Raw genomic sequence first — 14983 nt, 5'->3', positions numbered from 1 at the left:
TGCCAGATGAAGGTAGGTTTATTTTCCCCACAAACGGCGGGAATTGTCTTCGATCTTGCCGCTTAGACGGCGCTTTTGCATCGTTCTGGTCCAGCTTTTTGATAACCCGGCAGCCGACAGTAAACGGTGATATTGCGAATCATCAAACGGCATATGCCAGGCGATAGCAATTGCCTCCTGTACGCTGACGTCGCTCACGCGTGACGCCAGGATCAATGGCGCGTCTGCTGACACCTGACCAGGCGCGATGACGCTGCACAGCCAGCCTGTCTTACCCACATCCTGCATCTGGCTGGCCATATCGCTGATGCCAAAATGGAAATTCAGCTTAAAGCACGGCGAGCGCGGCTGCGTGACCTGAATCAGCGCCTCTCCCCACTGGAAAATGTCGCCAATATACACATTCTCTTCAGTCAGCCCCTCAGTAGAGAGGTTCTCACCAAACGCGGGGGCGACAAATAGCTCCGCCTGCTCCGGAAACGCTTGTCTCCAGTGCTGATAGTGTTCACGCGGATAGTGACACAGCGCGCGATCCGGCCCGCCATGAATTTTCGTTTCCGCTTGTTCATCCCCCGTCAGCCCCAGTTCGGTCAGCATCAACTCACCGTCAATCTGGACTTTAGCAATCGCGCTGGGACGGCTTCCCGTGTAGTCCCGAACTTTGCCCGTAAAAACATCGACCGGATATCGCATCTGTTCCCTCTCCCGATAAATTTCCCCCATTACACCACATTTATTTTACCCCAGTCGCTCAAAATGAGAGCACGGTTCACATGAAACTTAGGGACACATGCTATCAATGTAATCTGGTTTTGAAACATCATTTCAAATAAGGAGTCGACAACGTGACTGGTCAATCGCAATTTGCTGGCGTCTGGTGTCCTTCCATTACGCCAATGGACAATGATGGCAAGATCGATCTCAACGGTCTAAGCCAACATCTCAAACGCCTTACCGAGGCCAAAATCGACGTGATTTTGCTGATGGGCAGCATCGGGGAATTTGCCTCCTTTACGCTCGAAGAAAGGCTGTTGCTGATCCGCGAAGCCCGTGCCATGAGCTCGCTAAAGATGGTCGCCAACGTCTCATCCACCTGCCAGAATGATGTTTTATTGATGGCGCAGGAAGCGTATCGCTCAGGTTACGATGCCGTGATGATCCTGCCACCCTACTACTACGGACAAACAGCGAAACAGCTGCTGAGCTACTTCCGTCAGTTGGGGCAGAAACTCAGCGGCAAATGGTTTGCTTATAACTTCCCGGCACGCACCGGCTGCGATTTAACCCCCGAACTGGTAGCCACCCTCGCCGCCGAGTTCCCGAATTTCGCTGGCATTAAAGACACCGTCGAGTGCCAGTCCCATACCCGCAGTATGATTCAGACCACCCGCGCCGTGCGGGAGGATTTTGCCGTGCTGTCCGGCTATGACGAATACTACATTCCCAACCTGTTGGCAGGTGGCGCGGGGATTATTTCAGGGTTGAACAACGTCATGCCGGAACTGTTTGTCAGCGCGCGGGAAGCGTTTAAACAGGGCGACCTGGCAGCGCTTCGCGATATTCAGGACCAGATTGGCACCTACATGTCCATCTATGCCATCGGCGAAGATTTTGTCACCACCATCAAAACCGTGGTATCGCGTAAATTTGGCTATTGTACCGGCGTGTCACGTAATGCCGGTGGAGAGTTGAACGAGAGTGAGTGCCGAACAATCGATGAGGTGTTTGTCGTCAAAGGGTAAATAATTAAGCCGGATGGAGCAGACCATCCGGCTTAAGAGACTTACTTCACGGTACCACGAATATCAATTTCTGCCGCCCTTGCTTTGACCTTTTTCGACCAGATAGACGTGATAATCGGCACCAGAATGGAGGTCACAATCACCGACGTGGCGACCAGGGAAGTTGCTGCCGGTGCCATCGGTTTAAATGCCGGAACCATTTCAGCAATCAGCACAGGCGTAGCAACCGCCGCCCCCGCGGAACTGGAAGCGGCAATCCCCGCCGTACCATCGCCACCACCAATCAGTTTATCGGCGATAATCAATGGAATACCAGTGATGATAATCACCGCCACGCCCAGCAGAATACCCAGCACGCCGGTCTGCGCAATCACGCTCAAATCAATGGTGTTACCTAATGCGAAGGCAAAGAACGGGATCAGCGTCTGCACCGCTTTGCTGAAGAACTCCCGCAGTTCAGGGTCCAGATTCCCCAGCGCAAAGCCAATCAGGAACGGCAATACTGCACCAACAAATACGTGCGGTTCAAACGACGCGATCCCGGCGGTTCCCAGAATCACCATGGTCATCAGCGGGCCAGACTCCAGCGACATCAGGACAAACGCCCCGGCCTCTTCTTTGGTGCCGTACTGCTGCATAATCGAGGCATACAGCCCGCCGTTGGTCATATCCATCGCGGCCACCAGCGCCAGCGTAGACAACCCAGCGAAGAATCCGACCTCTACACCATGTTCCGGCAGAATGCGTGAAGCAATCGCTGCAACCACCCACGCCACCAGAATCTTGGTTATGACTAACGTACCTGATTTACGCAGCACGGTGCCGGTGGCGCTTAGCTTGATCGACGCCCCCATGCAAAAGAACCAGACTGCCAGGATAGGTACCGTACCGGTGATCATACCGTTGGTAAAGGAGCCGAAATATTTCCCGGCGCCGGGGGAAAAGGTGTGACACAACGCGCCCAGGAAAAGCGGCACCAGCATCATACCGCCTGGGATTTTCTCTATCGTACGTTTGATCTGCATTTCCATCACCTGTAGACATAAAAATGGGGCAATTTTTATGGGCGATTGCATCTTGCTTTGAGATGCGCCCGTCTTGATGAAAAGAAGATAGACATTCATAGAGACTATAAAAGTGATCCCACTCGCATAATAAAACCTTGTTTCAATTTAAGTGGATCATTGTTTTTATATTGAGTTTGATCACAAAAAAACCCCACAAGCATCGCTTGCAGGGCTTTGTTAAAGCGTAGAACTTATTTTTTTGCTGCGAAACGCGCGGCAGCTTCGTCCCAGTTCACCACGTTCCAGAACTCTTTGATGTAGTCCGGGCGACGGTTCTGGAATTTCAGGTAGTAAGCGTGTTCCCACACGTCCAGGCCCACGATTGGGAAACCGGAAGCGCCAGAGATAGCTTCACCCATCAGCGGGGAATCCTGGTTGGCGGTGGAAACAACAGCCAGTTTGTCACCTTTCAGAACCAGCCACGCCCAGCCGGAGCCAAAGCGGGTTGCCGCTGCTTTTTCAAATTCAGCTTTGAAGTTGTCAACGGAGCCGAAGTCACGTTCGATAGCCGCTTTCAGGTCGCCCTGCAGCGTAGTACCGGTTTTCAGGCCTTTCCAGAACAGGCTGTGGTTAGCGTGACCGCCCGCGTTGTTACGCAGTACGGTTTTCTTGTCTGCTGGCAGTTGATCCAGTTTGGTGATCAGCTCTTCAACGGACAGGCTGGCGAATTCAGGCAGGCTTTCCAGCGCAGCGTTGGCGTTATTTACGTAAGCCTGGTGGTGTTTGGTGTGGTGGATTTCCATCGTCTGCTTATCGAAGTGCGGTTCAAGGGCATCATAAGCGTACGGCAGGGATGGCAGTGTATAACTCATAATCATCTCCAGTATTGTCGGGCGGCCAGTGTTAACGCCGCGTAAGCAGTTGGGTCATTATAGTTAATTAAATGATATTGAAAATGATTATCAATGCCGTACTTTTTACAGGGTCTTAATGAATCAAACCCATTGTTAAAGATGTGAGCCGAATCACCCACTTAACGTGATAATTGCCAACATGCGCAAAAGGGCGGCAATCGTCAAAAGGTTAACCACCTGCGTAATTTTTAAACTCGTTAGGTCGGAGGGGTCATTACCGACGATAAAAAATAACGAGGATTAAGTCATGAGTAACGCGATTACGATGGGTATCTTTTGGCATTTGATAGGGGCAGCCAGTGCCGCCTGTTTCTATGCCCCGTTCAAGCAAGTCAAACATTGGTCATGGGAAACGATGTGGTCGGTTGGCGGGATCGTCTCCTGGATAATCCTGCCGTGGACCATCAGCGCCATGTTACTTCCCGATTTCTGGGCCTACTTCAGCTCCTTCAGCCTCTCCACACTGGCTCCGGTATTTCTGTTTGGTGCAATGTGGGGGATTGGCAATATCAACTATGGCCTGACCATGCGCTATCTCGGTATGTCGATGGGTATCGGGATTGCGATAGGTATTACGCTGATTGTCGGCACGCTGATGACCCCGATTATCAACGGCAATTTTGATGTACTGATCAATACCTCTGGTGGCCGCATGACGCTGCTTGGCGTACTGGTCGCGCTGATTGGCGTAGGCATTGTTACCCGTGCCGGTCAGTTAAAAGAACGCAAAATGGGCATCAAAGCGGAAGATTTCAACCTGAAAAAAGGTCTGGTTCTGGCCGTCATGTGCGGTATTTTCTCCGCCGGGATGTCCTTTGCGATGAACGCAGCGAAACCGATGCACGATGCCGCCGCCGCGTTGGGCGTCGATCCGCTGTATGTCGCCCTGCCTAGCTATGTGGTCATTATGGGCGGTGGCGCGCTTGTTAACCTGGGCTTCTGCTTCATTCGTCTGGCAAAAGTGAAGAACTTGTCGATAAAAGCCGACTTCTCGTTAGCCAAACCGCTGATTATCACCAACGTGCTGCTCTCTGCGCTTGGTGGCTTGATGTGGTATCTGCAATTCTTCTTCTACGCCTGGGGCCACGCACGTATTCCGGCGCAGTATGACTATGTAAGCTGGATGCTGCACATGAGCTTCTATGTTCTGTGCGGCGGGATTGTCGGTCTGGTATTGAAAGAGTGGAAAAACGCGGGTCGTCGTCCGGTCAGCGTGCTAAGCCTCGGCTGCGTGGTGATCATTGTCGCGGCAAACATTGTCGGTCTGGGAATGGCCAGCTAAGCATGCTGAGTACTGAGATGACGCCACTGGCTCGGCGTCATCCCGGTTTCCCGCGTAAATACCACTGAAAAGTAGTTACTGTCCTCAAAACCGCAGCGCATGGAAATCTCGCTAATCATCAACCGACTATGTTTGAGCAGATACTGCGCATGGCAAACCCGCACCTGGCGGAGATACTGGTTGATGGTCATCCCGGTCTGGCTGCGAAACTGCTGGCGCAAAACGCGCTCGCTGCACTGTTCGCGCTCGCAAAACGTATCCAGTTCAAACGCATGCTCATGGCTACCGGCTAACGCGGTGATCAGTTTATCCAGCAGCGTTTCACTGGAGGTCGCCGGGAGCGTATCCGTGGCATAACGATGCCGCTTAAGGTGTGTCACCAACTGCCCGAACAGCAGCTCAGCCATGGTAAAAGCCTGTGCATCACGTTGATTGCTTTCATGCTCAAGCTGGCTTATCACCTGTCGGACCTGGCTCATGCCAACGCTGCCGAGTCGCCAATGCGGCTGCCTCGGCGTACCGTCAAATCCGGGGATCGCCCCTTGCCAGTCAACATTCAGCGTCAACCGCTCCGGGCAGTAGATGATATTTTGCAACACCAGGTCGTTCACGGAGGTGTAGGAGTGTTTATCTTCGGCGCGAATGTAAAACAGGTCGCCACGGGTTATCCGGTACGGACGATCGTTAAGGACATGCAGACCATTACCGCGCCAGACCATAACCAGCTCGCAAAACTCGTGGGTATGCTCAGCAAAGACATCCTGCGGATAACGGTCAGCCACGGCCACAGCCTGCTGCTCATGCGCAAAGAAGTCTGATTTCAGAAGGATTAGCTGATTCGCCATCACATGACCTCAACCTGAATGCTTGCCGGATGCGCTGCGCTTATCCGGCCTACAGGGCATCCACGTAGGCCGGATAAGGCGTAGCCACCATCCGGCGTTAAGGGACATGATTATCTGAGATTCGGCGGTAAAAAACGTTGATAGCTTTCGCGTTACTGGAGGCGGCTTGCCACAACGAGATCGCGCCCCTGACGAATATCGCGTGGTGACCACTTGAACTCACGACGAAAAAGCGTCGAAAAGTGGTTACTGTCGCCGAATCCGCAGAGATAAGCGATGTCTGTCACACTGTCATCACTGTGGCGAAGCAGATGTCGGGCCTTGATCAGCCGCAAGCGGTTAAGGTAGCGCTGCGGCGTCAATCCGGTTTGCTGTTTGAGCTGGCGATGCAGAGTGCGCAAAGAGAGGGAAAACTTCTCGGCCAGCGCCTCCCAACACACCTCGTCGGCAAAGTTATCTTCCAGCCACGCCATCAGGAGGTTAAGCCGCGCGTCGTTATCGGTCGCTGCTTCCATCAGGCTGCTTTTACGCAGCAGCACCAGCAGTTGCATAAACAGGATCTCGCGATTTGCCGCCGTTGGTGTATCCATCCCCTCACCGAGCGCTTCCATCTGCCCCACCAGTTGTCGAACCTGCTGCAACACCCCCTGATTCACCCGCCAGTGGGAGGGATACTGCCCATTCTGTTCCTGAGGTAAAAGCTGATTCAGCCCAGCCAGAAATTGAAACGCATCCGGAGAGCGATACAACACATTGGTCAGGCACAGATTGTCAGTATGTTCATATAAATGCCGGTCATGATCGCGAACGAAACACACCGTACCGCCGCTGATGGTGTAAGGCTGCCCGTTGAACACATGGATCCCCGTTCCATGTTCGACCACCACAATTTCATGAAAATCATGATGATGCTCTGGAAACGCAGGTTGAGGAAGCCGCGGTTCAATAGCCACTGGCGCTTTACCTGTCGGAAAAAAATCCACGCAATGCAATACCGTCATGATGACATCCTTCCCGATCAAATGAACATGGCTGAATAGTAATTAAGGGTTATCACCCTCACCTTAAATTTTTGACGCCAAAGTGCGTAAACACGGTCAATTCTTCAAGAAATGGCGGGAAAGATCGGGAATTGCGGAAGGCGTCACATCCGCTAAAACTGGTCCTATTAATAGAAATTGTGAACAGCGTCACGTTCACCTTTGCCATGTTGCCAGCCGCTAATTGTGGCTGTCACTGTCAAGAAGGTACGCTTTATCTGGGGTTCTTAGACTGAGTGCAATAAAACTCAGAAGGACCTCGCTATGACTTTTCGCCATTGTGTCGCAGTCGATCTCGGCGCATCCAGTGGGCGCGTAATGCTGGCGCGTTACGACAGTGAACACCGCTCCCTGACGCTACGTGAAATCCACCGCTTCATGAACTGCCTGCAAAAAACAGACGGTTTTGACACCTGGGACATCGACAGCCTGGAACACGATATTCGTCTTGGCCTGAAAAAAGTCTGCGATGAAGGCATTCGGATAGACAGCATCGGCATTGATACCTGGGGCGTGGATTACGTTCTGATCGATAACGTCGGTCAACGTGTCGGTCTGCCGGTCTCTTACCGTGACAGCCGCACGACCGGCATTCTGGCGCAGGCGATGAAGCAGCCGGGTAAAGGTGAAATTTACCGCCGTAGCGGCATTCAGTTTCTGCCCTTTAACACCCTGTATCAACTGCGTGCGCTGGTTGAACAGCAGCCAGAACTGCTCCCGCAGGTGGCCCATGCCCTGCTGATCCCCGACTACTTCAGCTTTCGCCTGACCGGCAAAATGAACTGGGAATACACCAACGCCACCACCACCCAGCTAGTCAATATCAATACCGACGACTGGGATGACACACTGCTGGCGTGGACCGGGGCAGACAAAGCCTGGTTTGGTCGCCCGACGCATCCAGGGAACGTGATCGGCCACTGGATTTGCCCGCAGAAAAACCAAATTCCGGTTGTCGCCGTCGCCAGTCACGACACGGCCAGCGCGGTCATTGCTTCTCCGCTGGCCGACAAAAACAGCGCCTATCTCTCTTCCGGGACCTGGTCGCTGATGGGCTTTGAGAGCAGAACACCGTATACCAACGATGAGGCGCTGGCGGCGAATATCACCAATGAAGGCGGCGCGGAAGGACGTTACCGTGTCCTGAAAAATATTATGGGGCTATGGCTGCTCCAGCGCGTATTAAAAGAGCGCCAGATTACCGACCTGCCAACGCTTATCTGCCAAACGCAAGCGCTGTCGGCCTGCCAGTTCCTGATAAACCCGAACGACGATCGCTTTATCAACCCCGACGATATGAGTGCAGAAATTCAGGCGGCATGCCGTGAATCAGGTCAACCCGTTCCCCTGCAAAACGCCGAACTGGCGCGCTGTATCTTCGACAGCCTGGCGTTGCTGTACGCCGACATCCTGCAAGAACTGGCTCAACTGCGTGGTGCAGCATTTAGCCAACTGCACATTGTCGGTGGTGGCTGCCAGAACACCTTACTGAACCAGCTATGTGCGGATGCCTGCGGTATTCGCGTGATGTCCGGGCCGATTGAGGCTTCCACGCTCGGCAATATTGGCATCCAGCTGATGACGCTGGACGAGCTGAACAACGTCGATGATTTCCGTCAGGTGGTGCGCGCCAACTACGAACTGACCACCTTCATTCCCAATCCTGAAAGTGAAATTGCCCGCTACCAGGCGCAGTTTCAATCACTACGACAGACAAAGGAGCTTTGCGCATGACCACTCAACTTGAACAAGCCTGGGAACTGGCAAAACTGCGTTTCGCCGCGGTAGGCATTGATGTCGAGGCGGCCTTACGCCAGCTCGATCGTTTGCCGGTCTCCATGCACTGCTGGCAGGGCGATGATGTCGCCGGTTTCGAAAACCCGGAAGGCTCGCTTACTGGCGGTATTCAGGCTACCGGTAACTATCCGGGTAAAGCGCGTAACGCCACCGAACTGCGGGCCGATCTGGAGCAAGCGCTAAGCCTGATTCCTGGTCCAAAACGTCTGAATTTGCACGCGATCTATCTGGAATCGGATACACCGGTTCCCCGCGACCAAATCAAACCCGAACACTTCAAAAACTGGGTTGAGTGGGCGAAAGCGAACCAGTTAGGGCTGGATTTCAACCCATCCTGCTTCTCACACCCGCTGAGCGCCGACGGTTTCACGCTGGCGCACGCCGACGACACCATTCGCCAGTTCTGGATCGATCACTGCAAAGCCAGCCGTCGCGTCTCGGCGTATTTTGGCGAGCAGTTGGGTACACCATCGGTGATGAACATCTGGATCCCGGATGGCATGAAAGACATCACCGTTGACCGTTTAGCGCCGCGCCAGCGTCTGCTGGACGCACTGGACGAAGTGATCAGCGAGAAACTCGACCCGGCGCACCATATCGATGCCGTCGAAAGCAAGCTATTTGGCATCGGTGCGGAAAGCTACACCGTGGGCTCTAACGAGTTCTACATGGGTTACGCCACCAGCCGCCAGACCGCACTGTGTCTGGATGCGGGCCACTTCCATCCGACTGAAGTGATCTCCGACAAAATTTCTGCCGCCATGCTGTATGTACCGCGCCTGCTGCTGCACGTCAGCCGCCCGGTGCGCTGGGACAGCGACCACGTGGTGCTGCTGGATGATGAAACTCAGGCGATTGCCAGCGAGATCGTCCGCCACAACCTGTTTGACCGCGTACACATTGGCCTCGACTTCTTCGACGCCTCCATTAACCGCATTGCCGCGTGGGTGATCGGCACCCGCAATATGAAAAAAGCCCTGCTGCGCGCGCTGTTAGAACCCACCGAACAACTGCGTCAGCTCGAAGCCAACGGCGACTACACCGCACGCCTGGCCCTGCTGGAAGAGCAAAAATCGCTGCCGTGGCAGGCCGTCTGGGAGATGTATTGCCAGCGCCACGACACGCCTGCGGGCAGCCAGTGGCTGGACAGCGTGCGCGCTTATGAAAAAGAGATTTTGAGCAAACGTAGCTAACCGTGACGCCAGGCTTGTAGGCCGGATAAGACGCCCCGCGTCGCCATCTGGCAATGAATGAAACACGATTGCCGGATACCGCTTCGCTTATCCGGCCTTCGTAAGACCCGATAACGTTCGGGCAATAAACAGGAACACCGAACATGCAAAATATTACGACTTCCTGGTTCGTCCAGGGGATGATCAAAGCCACTTCTGATGCGTGGCTGAAAGGCTGGGACGAGCGTAACGGCGGCAACCTGACGCTGCGTCTTGATGAAGCAGATATCGCGCCGTTTAGCGCCGATTTCTACGAAAAACCACGCTATATTGCGCTAAGTCAGCCGATGCCGCTGCTGGCAAACACGCCGTTTATCGTCACTGGTTCCGGTAAATTTTTCCGTAACGTTCAGCTCGATCCCGCGGCAAATTTGGGCGTGGTACAAGTAGACAGCGACGGTGCGGGCTACCACATCCTCTGGGGCCTGACCCACGAGGCCGTGCCGACCTCTGAACTGCCGGCTCACTTCCTCTCCCACTGCGAACGCATTAAAGCGACGAACGGTAAAGACCGCGTGATCATGCACTGCCATGCCACCAACCTGATCGCTCTGACCTACGTACTGGAAAACAACACAGCGCTGATTACCCGCAAGCTGTGGGAAGGCAGCACCGAGTGCCTGGTGGTGTTCCCGGATGGCGTTGGCATTCTGCCGTGGATGGTGCCGGGTACAGATGAAATTGGTCAGGCTACCGCCGAGGAAATGCAGAAACACTCGCTGGTACTTTGGCCGTTCCACGGCGTGTTCGGAAGCGGACCTACCCTAGACGAAGCGTTCGGTTTGATAGATACCGCAGAGAAATCCGCCGAAGTTCTGGTCAAAATCTTTTCGATGGGCGGTATGAAGCAGACCATCTCACGTGAAGAGCTGGTCGCACTTGGCAAACGCTTTGGTGTTACGCCGCTGGCAAGCGCCATAGAGCTGTACTGATACCTCCCAACTCAACGCCGGATGCGGCTTCGCCTTATCCGGCCTACAGGATTTTATTATTAAGGAGAATAGTGATGAGCTTTATGTTGGCACTGCCAAAAATTAGCCTGCATGGCGCCGGCGCGATTGTCGATATGGTGAATCTCGTGGCGAATAAACAATGGGGCAAAGCGCTGATCGTCACCGATGGTCAACTGGTAAAACTGGGCCTGCTGGATAGCCTGTTTGCCGCGCTGGATAAACATCAAATGTCTTACCACCTGTTTGATGAAGTATTCCCGAACCCGACAGAAGAGCTGGTACAGAAAGGTTTTGCGGCCTATCAGAACGCAGAATGTGACTACATCATCGCCTTCGGTGGCGGCAGCCCGATCGATACCGCCAAAGCGGTAAAAATCCTGACAGCCAACCCTGGCCCTTCTACCGCTTACTCCGGCGTGGGCAAAGTGAAAAATGCGGGCGTCCCGCTGATCGCCATCAACACTACCGCCGGTACGGCAGCAGAGATGACCAGCAACGCGGTCATTATCGACTCTGCCCGTAAGGTCAAAGAGGTGATCATCGACCCGAATATCATCCCGGATATCGCCGTGGATGATGCCAGCGTGATGCTGGAAATCCCGGCCTCCGTCACCGCCGCAACCGGTATGGACGCCCTGACCCACGCGGTGGAAGCCTATGTTTCCGTTGGTGCTCATCCGCTTACCGACGCTAACGCACTGGAAGCGATTCGCCTGATCAACCTGTGGCTACCAAAAGCGGTCGACGACGGTCATAACCTCGAAGCTCGTGAGCAAATGGCGTTTGGTCAGTATCTGGCGGGGATGGCATTTAACAGCGCTGGTCTGGGTCTGGTGCATGCGCTGGCGCACCAGCCGGGCGCAACCCATAATCTGCCACACGGCGTCTGCAACGCCATCCTGCTGCCGGTAATCGAAAACTTTAACCGTCCGAACGCCGTGGCGCGCTTTGCCCGCGTGGCGCAGGCAATGGGCGTCGATATCCGTAACATGAGCGATGAAGCGGCAAGTATGGAGGCCATCAACGCGATTCGTGCACTCAGCAAGCGTGTCGGTATTCCTGCGGGCTTTAGCTCCCTTGGCGTGACGAAAGAGGATATTGAAGGCTGGCTGGATAAAGCGTTGGCCGATCCGTGTGCGCCGTGCAACCCGCGCACCGCCAGCCGCGACGAGGTCCGCGAGCTGTATCTGGAGGCGTTATGATCCGCAAGGCCTTTGTGATGCAGGTGAATGCCGACGCGCACGTTGAGTACCAGCGTCGTCATAACCCCATCTGGCCAGAGCTGGAAGCGGTGCTGAAAGAGCACGGCGCCCATCACTACGCGATTTATCTCGATCAGGCGCGCAATCTGCTGTTCGCCACCGTTGAGATTGAGTCCGAAGAACGCTGGAATGCCGTTGCCAGCACCGACGTTTGCCAACGTTGGTGGAAGCATATGCGTGACGTAATGCCAGCAAACCCGGACAACAGCCCGGTTAGCGCAGAGCTAAAAGAAGTGTTTTATTTACAGTAAGTTATATGCCCGGTGGCGCAAGCTTACCGGGCCTACGGTTTTATTTTTTGTAGGTCGGATAAGCGATAGCGCCATCCGACAATTCAATTTTGCTCAGAGACCAGAATCGCCTGGGTGTCAGGCTCCAGCGCTTTAAAAATATGCGCCCGATCGGCGGGGTAACAAATATAGTCCCCCTCGCCTAACTCCTCCGGCGCTTCAGTCAATCCTACCATCGCCTTACCCTGCGTCACGATGATGTGTTCAACCGATCCCGGTGGATGCGGCTGTGAAATACGATCCGCGCCCGGTTGCGTCAGCAGCAGATAGATATCCCGCCGCGCCCCCGGCGGGCAGGCGGCCAGTAAAATGGCCTGATAGTGCGCCTGCTCGGCTACCACCTTTGTCCCTTCTCCGCGACGAATCACCTGCGTTTTTTGTTCCTGCGGCTCCAGCAGGCGAGCAAAGGGAATATCCAACGCCACACACAGCGACCAGAGCGTTTCCAGGCTAGGATTGCCATTGCCCGCTTCCAATTGCGAGAGTGTCGATTTTGCAATCCCTGCGCGACGGGCAATCTCTGCCAATGACAAACCGGTGCGCTGGCGTTCACGCACAAGGCTTTTCGCGATCATACTGATGGGCTGGGTCATTCACGACTCCATGTTCTTTATATCGAACGAATCGTTCGACTTGTAATATTAACTGGTCGCGTTCATTATAATGGAAATTCGTTCGATATGGCTAAAACGGTATGAAACATTATTTTTCCAGTCTCAAAGGCGACACGATAAAAGCAATATTTTTAGTCTGTCTGGCCGTCGGCGTAGTCGGCATGTCATACGGCTCGCTGGCGATGGCCTACGGCTTCCCGCTGTGGGTACCGTTTGTGCTTTCGATTACGGTACTGGCGGGTGCGTCCGAATTTATGTTTATCGGCATCGTCGCCAGCGGCGGTAACCCACTGGCGGCGGCGGCGGCCGGTTTACTGGTCAACGCCCGACACGTGCCGTTTGGCGTCACGGTTCGCGACCTGGTGGGCTCCCGGGCTGCGAGTTTCCTCGGCTGTCATATCATGAACGACGAAAGCGTAGTCTTTGGCCTGTCGCAAAAAACGCCCGAACAACGTAAAGCCGCCTTCTGGCTGTGCGGTCTGGGCGTCGCGATTTTCTGGCCTGTTGGCACACTGATCGGCGCGGGCGTCGGCAAACTGCTCCCCGCCCCGGAAACCATCGGTCTGGATGCCGTCTTCCCTGCAATTTTATTAGCCTTAGTGGTCCCGGCCTTTAAAAACCGCACCACGCTGATTCGCGCCTGTAGCGGTGCCGGGTTGTCGCTTGCCGCCATCCCCTTTGCGCCGGTCGGTTTACCGGTTCTGCTCTCACTGTTTGGCTTACTGACGAGGAAAAAATAATGGGCAACATGACGCTGTTTATCGTCGGTATCGCCATGTTATCCCTGGGAACGTATTTAATGCGTTTAGGAGGAGCGAAGCTTGGGAGCCGTTTAGCGTTCTCGGAACGCTCGCAGGCGCTGCTTTCCGACGCCGCAACGGTATTACTGTTCTCCGTTGCGCTGGCGACCACCTTTTACGAAGGTGAACACTTCGCTGGCATGGCCCGCGTGCTGGGCGTGGCTTTTGCGGTATTTCTCGCCTGGCGCAAGATGCCGCTAATCGTGGTGATCGTCGCTGCTGCAGTGGTGACGGCGCTGCTGCGAATGGCGGGCATAAACTAAAAAAGCGCCTCAAGGGCGCTCTTTCGACAGTACTAAGGTATCTTATTTCAGCAGTTCGGCGGTCATGTGCACGCGGTTACCGGTATAGGCCTGAGTGATTTTGTAATCGCTGGCACCTGCGCGTTCAGCCTGAGCGGCGATTTTTGCTTCAGCGCTTTCCAGCGTAGAACCGGTTGCGGTCACTGTCTGAGCAGCGAAAGAACCGAATGAAGTAGCCAGAGCGATAACTGCGACAAAATTTTTGATGCTTTTCATGATATAAACCCTTTAACTTAGTTGTTTGAGTAAGGCACCATGCCTTGATGTGATAAATAATAGGCTGATACTCGAACAACTGAAAGCGGAAGGATTTGCCAGTCTTATTCAAATTATTTGAGAGATAAGATGTTACGTAATCAGGAATCACAATGGCTTGCTGGCAGCCGTAGAAAAACGCAACCGGCGGGTAGTTGGTTACTTCGTCAGGGTGAACCACAAAGTAAAATTCATCTTTTACATCATGGTGTGGCTCGTGCGGTTTATCACGCAGACAACGGCGTTGAAAGGGTTAAAGAGTTCTACTTTGCCGGGGAATACTGCTTTCTGTACCTGAACTGGCTAATTAACACACCTGCCGATTACAGCCTGCAAATGATCTCCGCAGGAGAAACCACTGAATTCCCCTTGGCTTTGCTTGATGCGCCGGAAAATCAGGATATTAAGACTCAGCTACTGGTCCAGCAATTGATCTACAAAGAGAAAAAAGAGCAAATGCTGCTGCTCAATACCCCAGAGCAACGCTACCAGTACGTACAAACACACTTCCCGGACTGGGAGTCACAGCTCACCCAGCGCGATCTTGCCAGCTATATCGGCATTACCCCCGTTAGCCTGTCCCGTATTCGCCAGCGTCTTAACAAAGGTTAACGCCTTACGGTGATGCGTCGATTATTGTCCCGTCAC

Annotated in this window: 17 protein-coding genes; 10 read left to right on the top strand and 7 right to left on the bottom strand. The window is 54.0% G+C overall.

Annotated features, from left to right (window positions below; genetic code table 11):
• Positions 1-18: 18 nt before the first annotated feature.
• A complete protein-coding gene (yiiM, locus tag OGX92_RS09145; RefSeq protein WP_003825233.1) occupies positions 19-693 on the bottom strand; it encodes a 6-hydroxyaminopurine reductase in 675 nt (224 codons plus the stop codon).
• A 152-nt stretch (positions 694-845) separates the two neighbouring features.
• On the opposite strand from yiiM, the gene OGX92_RS09140 reads away from it, so the two are divergent.
• Positions 846-1742 carry a dihydrodipicolinate synthase family protein gene (locus tag OGX92_RS09140; RefSeq protein WP_286586456.1) on the top strand — a complete coding sequence of 299 codons (897 nt, stop codon included), beginning with the start codon at positions 846-848 and terminating at the stop codon, positions 1740-1742.
• A 41-nt stretch (positions 1743-1783) separates the two neighbouring features.
• On the opposite strand, the gene kdgT is transcribed toward OGX92_RS09140, so the two are convergent.
• Positions 1784-2767 carry a 2-keto-3-deoxygluconate transporter gene (gene kdgT, locus OGX92_RS09135; protein ID WP_003825237.1) on the bottom strand — a complete coding sequence of 328 codons (984 nt, stop codon included), beginning with the start codon at positions 2765-2767 and terminating at the stop codon, positions 1784-1786.
• Between the two features lie 233 nt (positions 2768-3000).
• Positions 3001-3621 carry a superoxide dismutase [Mn] gene (sodA, locus tag OGX92_RS09130; RefSeq protein ID WP_003825239.1) on the bottom strand — a complete coding sequence of 207 codons (621 nt, stop codon included), beginning with the start codon at positions 3619-3621 and terminating at the stop codon, positions 3001-3003.
• 289 nt (positions 3622-3910) lie between these two features.
• On the opposite strand from sodA, the gene rhaT reads away from it, so the two are divergent.
• Positions 3911-4945 carry an L-rhamnose/proton symporter RhaT gene (gene rhaT / locus OGX92_RS09125; RefSeq protein ID WP_003825242.1) on the top strand — a complete coding sequence of 345 codons (1035 nt, stop codon included), beginning with the start codon at positions 3911-3913 and terminating at the stop codon, positions 4943-4945.
• Here the strand turns inward: rhaT and rhaR are convergent.
• Positions 4942-5790 carry an HTH-type transcriptional activator RhaR gene (gene rhaR / locus OGX92_RS09120; protein WP_126957439.1) on the bottom strand — a complete coding sequence of 283 codons (849 nt, stop codon included), beginning with the start codon at positions 5788-5790 and terminating at the stop codon, positions 4942-4944. The genes rhaT and rhaR overlap by 4 nt on opposite strands.
• A 152-nt stretch (positions 5791-5942) precedes the next feature.
• Positions 5943-6791, bottom strand: coding sequence for an HTH-type transcriptional activator RhaS (rhaS, locus tag OGX92_RS09115; RefSeq protein WP_008787013.1), 849 nt, complete (start codon positions 6789-6791; stop codon positions 5943-5945).
• A gap of 303 nt (positions 6792-7094) precedes the next feature.
• Between rhaS and rhaB the strand changes: the two genes are divergently transcribed.
• From rhaB to rhaM, 5 genes are all read left to right on the top strand, one after another.
• Positions 7095-8564, top strand: coding sequence for a rhamnulokinase (gene rhaB, locus OGX92_RS09110; protein ID WP_286586455.1), 1470 nt, complete (start codon positions 7095-7097; stop codon positions 8562-8564).
• On the top strand, positions 8561-9820 hold the full coding sequence (gene rhaA / locus OGX92_RS09105; RefSeq protein ID WP_149281832.1) for an L-rhamnose isomerase: 1260 nt from the start codon (positions 8561-8563) through the stop codon (positions 9818-9820). The genes rhaB and rhaA overlap by 4 nt, the downstream gene beginning before the upstream one ends.
• A gap of 143 nt (positions 9821-9963) precedes the next feature.
• Complete coding sequence (gene rhaD, locus OGX92_RS09100; RefSeq protein WP_003825250.1) at positions 9964-10791, top strand: rhamnulose-1-phosphate aldolase; 828 nt, start codon at positions 9964-9966, stop codon at positions 10789-10791.
• Between the two features lie 74 nt (positions 10792-10865).
• A complete protein-coding gene (gene fucO / locus OGX92_RS09095) occupies positions 10866-12014 on the top strand; it encodes a lactaldehyde reductase (protein WP_149335643.1) in 1149 nt (382 codons plus the stop codon).
• Positions 12011-12325, top strand: a complete 315-nt coding sequence (rhaM, locus tag OGX92_RS09090; RefSeq protein WP_003825253.1) for an L-rhamnose mutarotase — start codon at positions 12011-12013, stop codon at positions 12323-12325. The genes fucO and rhaM overlap by 4 nt, the downstream gene beginning before the upstream one ends.
• 83 nt (positions 12326-12408) lie before the next feature.
• Here rhaM and OGX92_RS09085 read toward each other — a convergent pair whose 3' ends face one another.
• Positions 12409-12957: a helix-turn-helix domain-containing protein gene (locus tag OGX92_RS09085; RefSeq protein WP_003825255.1), complete on the bottom strand. Its 549-nt coding sequence runs from the start codon at positions 12955-12957 to the stop codon at positions 12409-12411.
• Positions 12958-13058: 101 nt separating this feature from the next.
• Between OGX92_RS09085 and OGX92_RS09080 the strand changes: the two genes are divergently transcribed.
• Positions 13059-13718 (top strand): AzlC family ABC transporter permease, encoded by a 660-nt coding sequence (locus tag OGX92_RS09080; RefSeq protein ID WP_003825259.1) that lies wholly within the window; start codon positions 13059-13061, stop codon positions 13716-13718.
• Positions 13718-14041 carry an AzlD domain-containing protein gene (locus tag OGX92_RS09075; protein WP_003825260.1) on the top strand — a complete coding sequence of 108 codons (324 nt, stop codon included), beginning with the start codon at positions 13718-13720 and terminating at the stop codon, positions 14039-14041. Before OGX92_RS09080 ends, OGX92_RS09075 begins: the two co-directional genes overlap by 1 nt.
• A gap of 42 nt (positions 14042-14083) precedes the next feature.
• Here OGX92_RS09075 and OGX92_RS09070 read toward each other — a convergent pair whose 3' ends face one another.
• Complete coding sequence (locus OGX92_RS09070) at positions 14084-14296, bottom strand: YdgH/BhsA/McbA family protein (protein WP_131380434.1); 213 nt, start codon at positions 14294-14296, stop codon at positions 14084-14086.
• Positions 14297-14425: 129 nt separating this feature from the next.
• Here OGX92_RS09070 and OGX92_RS09065 point away from each other — a divergent pair, with 129 nt between their 5' ends.
• Positions 14426-14947 carry a Crp/Fnr family transcriptional regulator gene (locus OGX92_RS09065; RefSeq protein ID WP_003825264.1) on the top strand — a complete coding sequence of 174 codons (522 nt, stop codon included), beginning with the start codon at positions 14426-14428 and terminating at the stop codon, positions 14945-14947.
• Positions 14948-14983 lie beyond the last annotated feature (36 nt).

Source organism: Citrobacter sp. Cpo089 (genome assembly GCF_030332695.1).
In the GTDB taxonomy this organism is placed as follows: domain Bacteria; phylum Pseudomonadota; class Gammaproteobacteria; order Enterobacterales; family Enterobacteriaceae; genus Citrobacter; species Citrobacter portucalensis.
Note: the sequence above shows the minus strand (reverse complement) of the source record. Positions and strands in the feature narration are given on the sequence as shown.

Excerpts from the sequence above, each read along its gene's own strand:
- yiiM (WP_003825233.1), bottom strand. The coding sequence starts at position 693 with ATGCGATATCCGGTCGATGTTTTTACGGGCAAAGTTCGGGACTACACG.
- kdgT (WP_003825237.1), bottom strand. The coding sequence starts at position 2,767 with ATGCAGATCAAACGTACGATAGAGAAAATCCCAGGCGGTATGATGCTG.
- sodA (WP_003825239.1), bottom strand. The coding sequence starts at position 3,621 with ATGAGTTATACACTGCCATCCCTGCCGTACGCTTATGATGCCCTTGAA.
- rhaT (WP_003825242.1), top strand. The coding sequence starts at position 3,911 with ATGAGTAACGCGATTACGATGGGTATCTTTTGGCATTTGATAGGGGCA.
- rhaR (WP_126957439.1), bottom strand. The coding sequence starts at position 5,790 with ATGGCGAATCAGCTAATCCTTCTGAAATCAGACTTCTTTGCGCATGAG.
- rhaS (WP_008787013.1), bottom strand. The coding sequence starts at position 6,791 with ATGACGGTATTGCATTGCGTGGATTTTTTTCCGACAGGTAAAGCGCCA.
- rhaB (WP_286586455.1), top strand. The coding sequence starts at position 7,095 with ATGACTTTTCGCCATTGTGTCGCAGTCGATCTCGGCGCATCCAGTGGG.
- rhaA (WP_149281832.1), top strand. The coding sequence starts at position 8,561 with ATGACCACTCAACTTGAACAAGCCTGGGAACTGGCAAAACTGCGTTTC.
- rhaD (WP_003825250.1), top strand. The coding sequence starts at position 9,964 with ATGCAAAATATTACGACTTCCTGGTTCGTCCAGGGGATGATCAAAGCC.
- fucO (WP_149335643.1), top strand. The coding sequence starts at position 10,866 with ATGAGCTTTATGTTGGCACTGCCAAAAATTAGCCTGCATGGCGCCGGC.
- rhaM (WP_003825253.1), top strand. The coding sequence starts at position 12,011 with ATGATCCGCAAGGCCTTTGTGATGCAGGTGAATGCCGACGCGCACGTT.
- OGX92_RS09085 (WP_003825255.1), bottom strand. The coding sequence starts at position 12,957 with ATGACCCAGCCCATCAGTATGATCGCGAAAAGCCTTGTGCGTGAACGC.
- OGX92_RS09080 (WP_003825259.1), top strand. The coding sequence starts at position 13,059 with ATGAAACATTATTTTTCCAGTCTCAAAGGCGACACGATAAAAGCAATA.
- OGX92_RS09075 (WP_003825260.1), top strand. The coding sequence starts at position 13,718 with ATGGGCAACATGACGCTGTTTATCGTCGGTATCGCCATGTTATCCCTG.
- OGX92_RS09070 (WP_131380434.1), bottom strand. The coding sequence starts at position 14,296 with ATGAAAAGCATCAAAAATTTTGTCGCAGTTATCGCTCTGGCTACTTCA.
- OGX92_RS09065 (WP_003825264.1), top strand. The coding sequence starts at position 14,426 with ATGTTACGTAATCAGGAATCACAATGGCTTGCTGGCAGCCGTAGAAAA.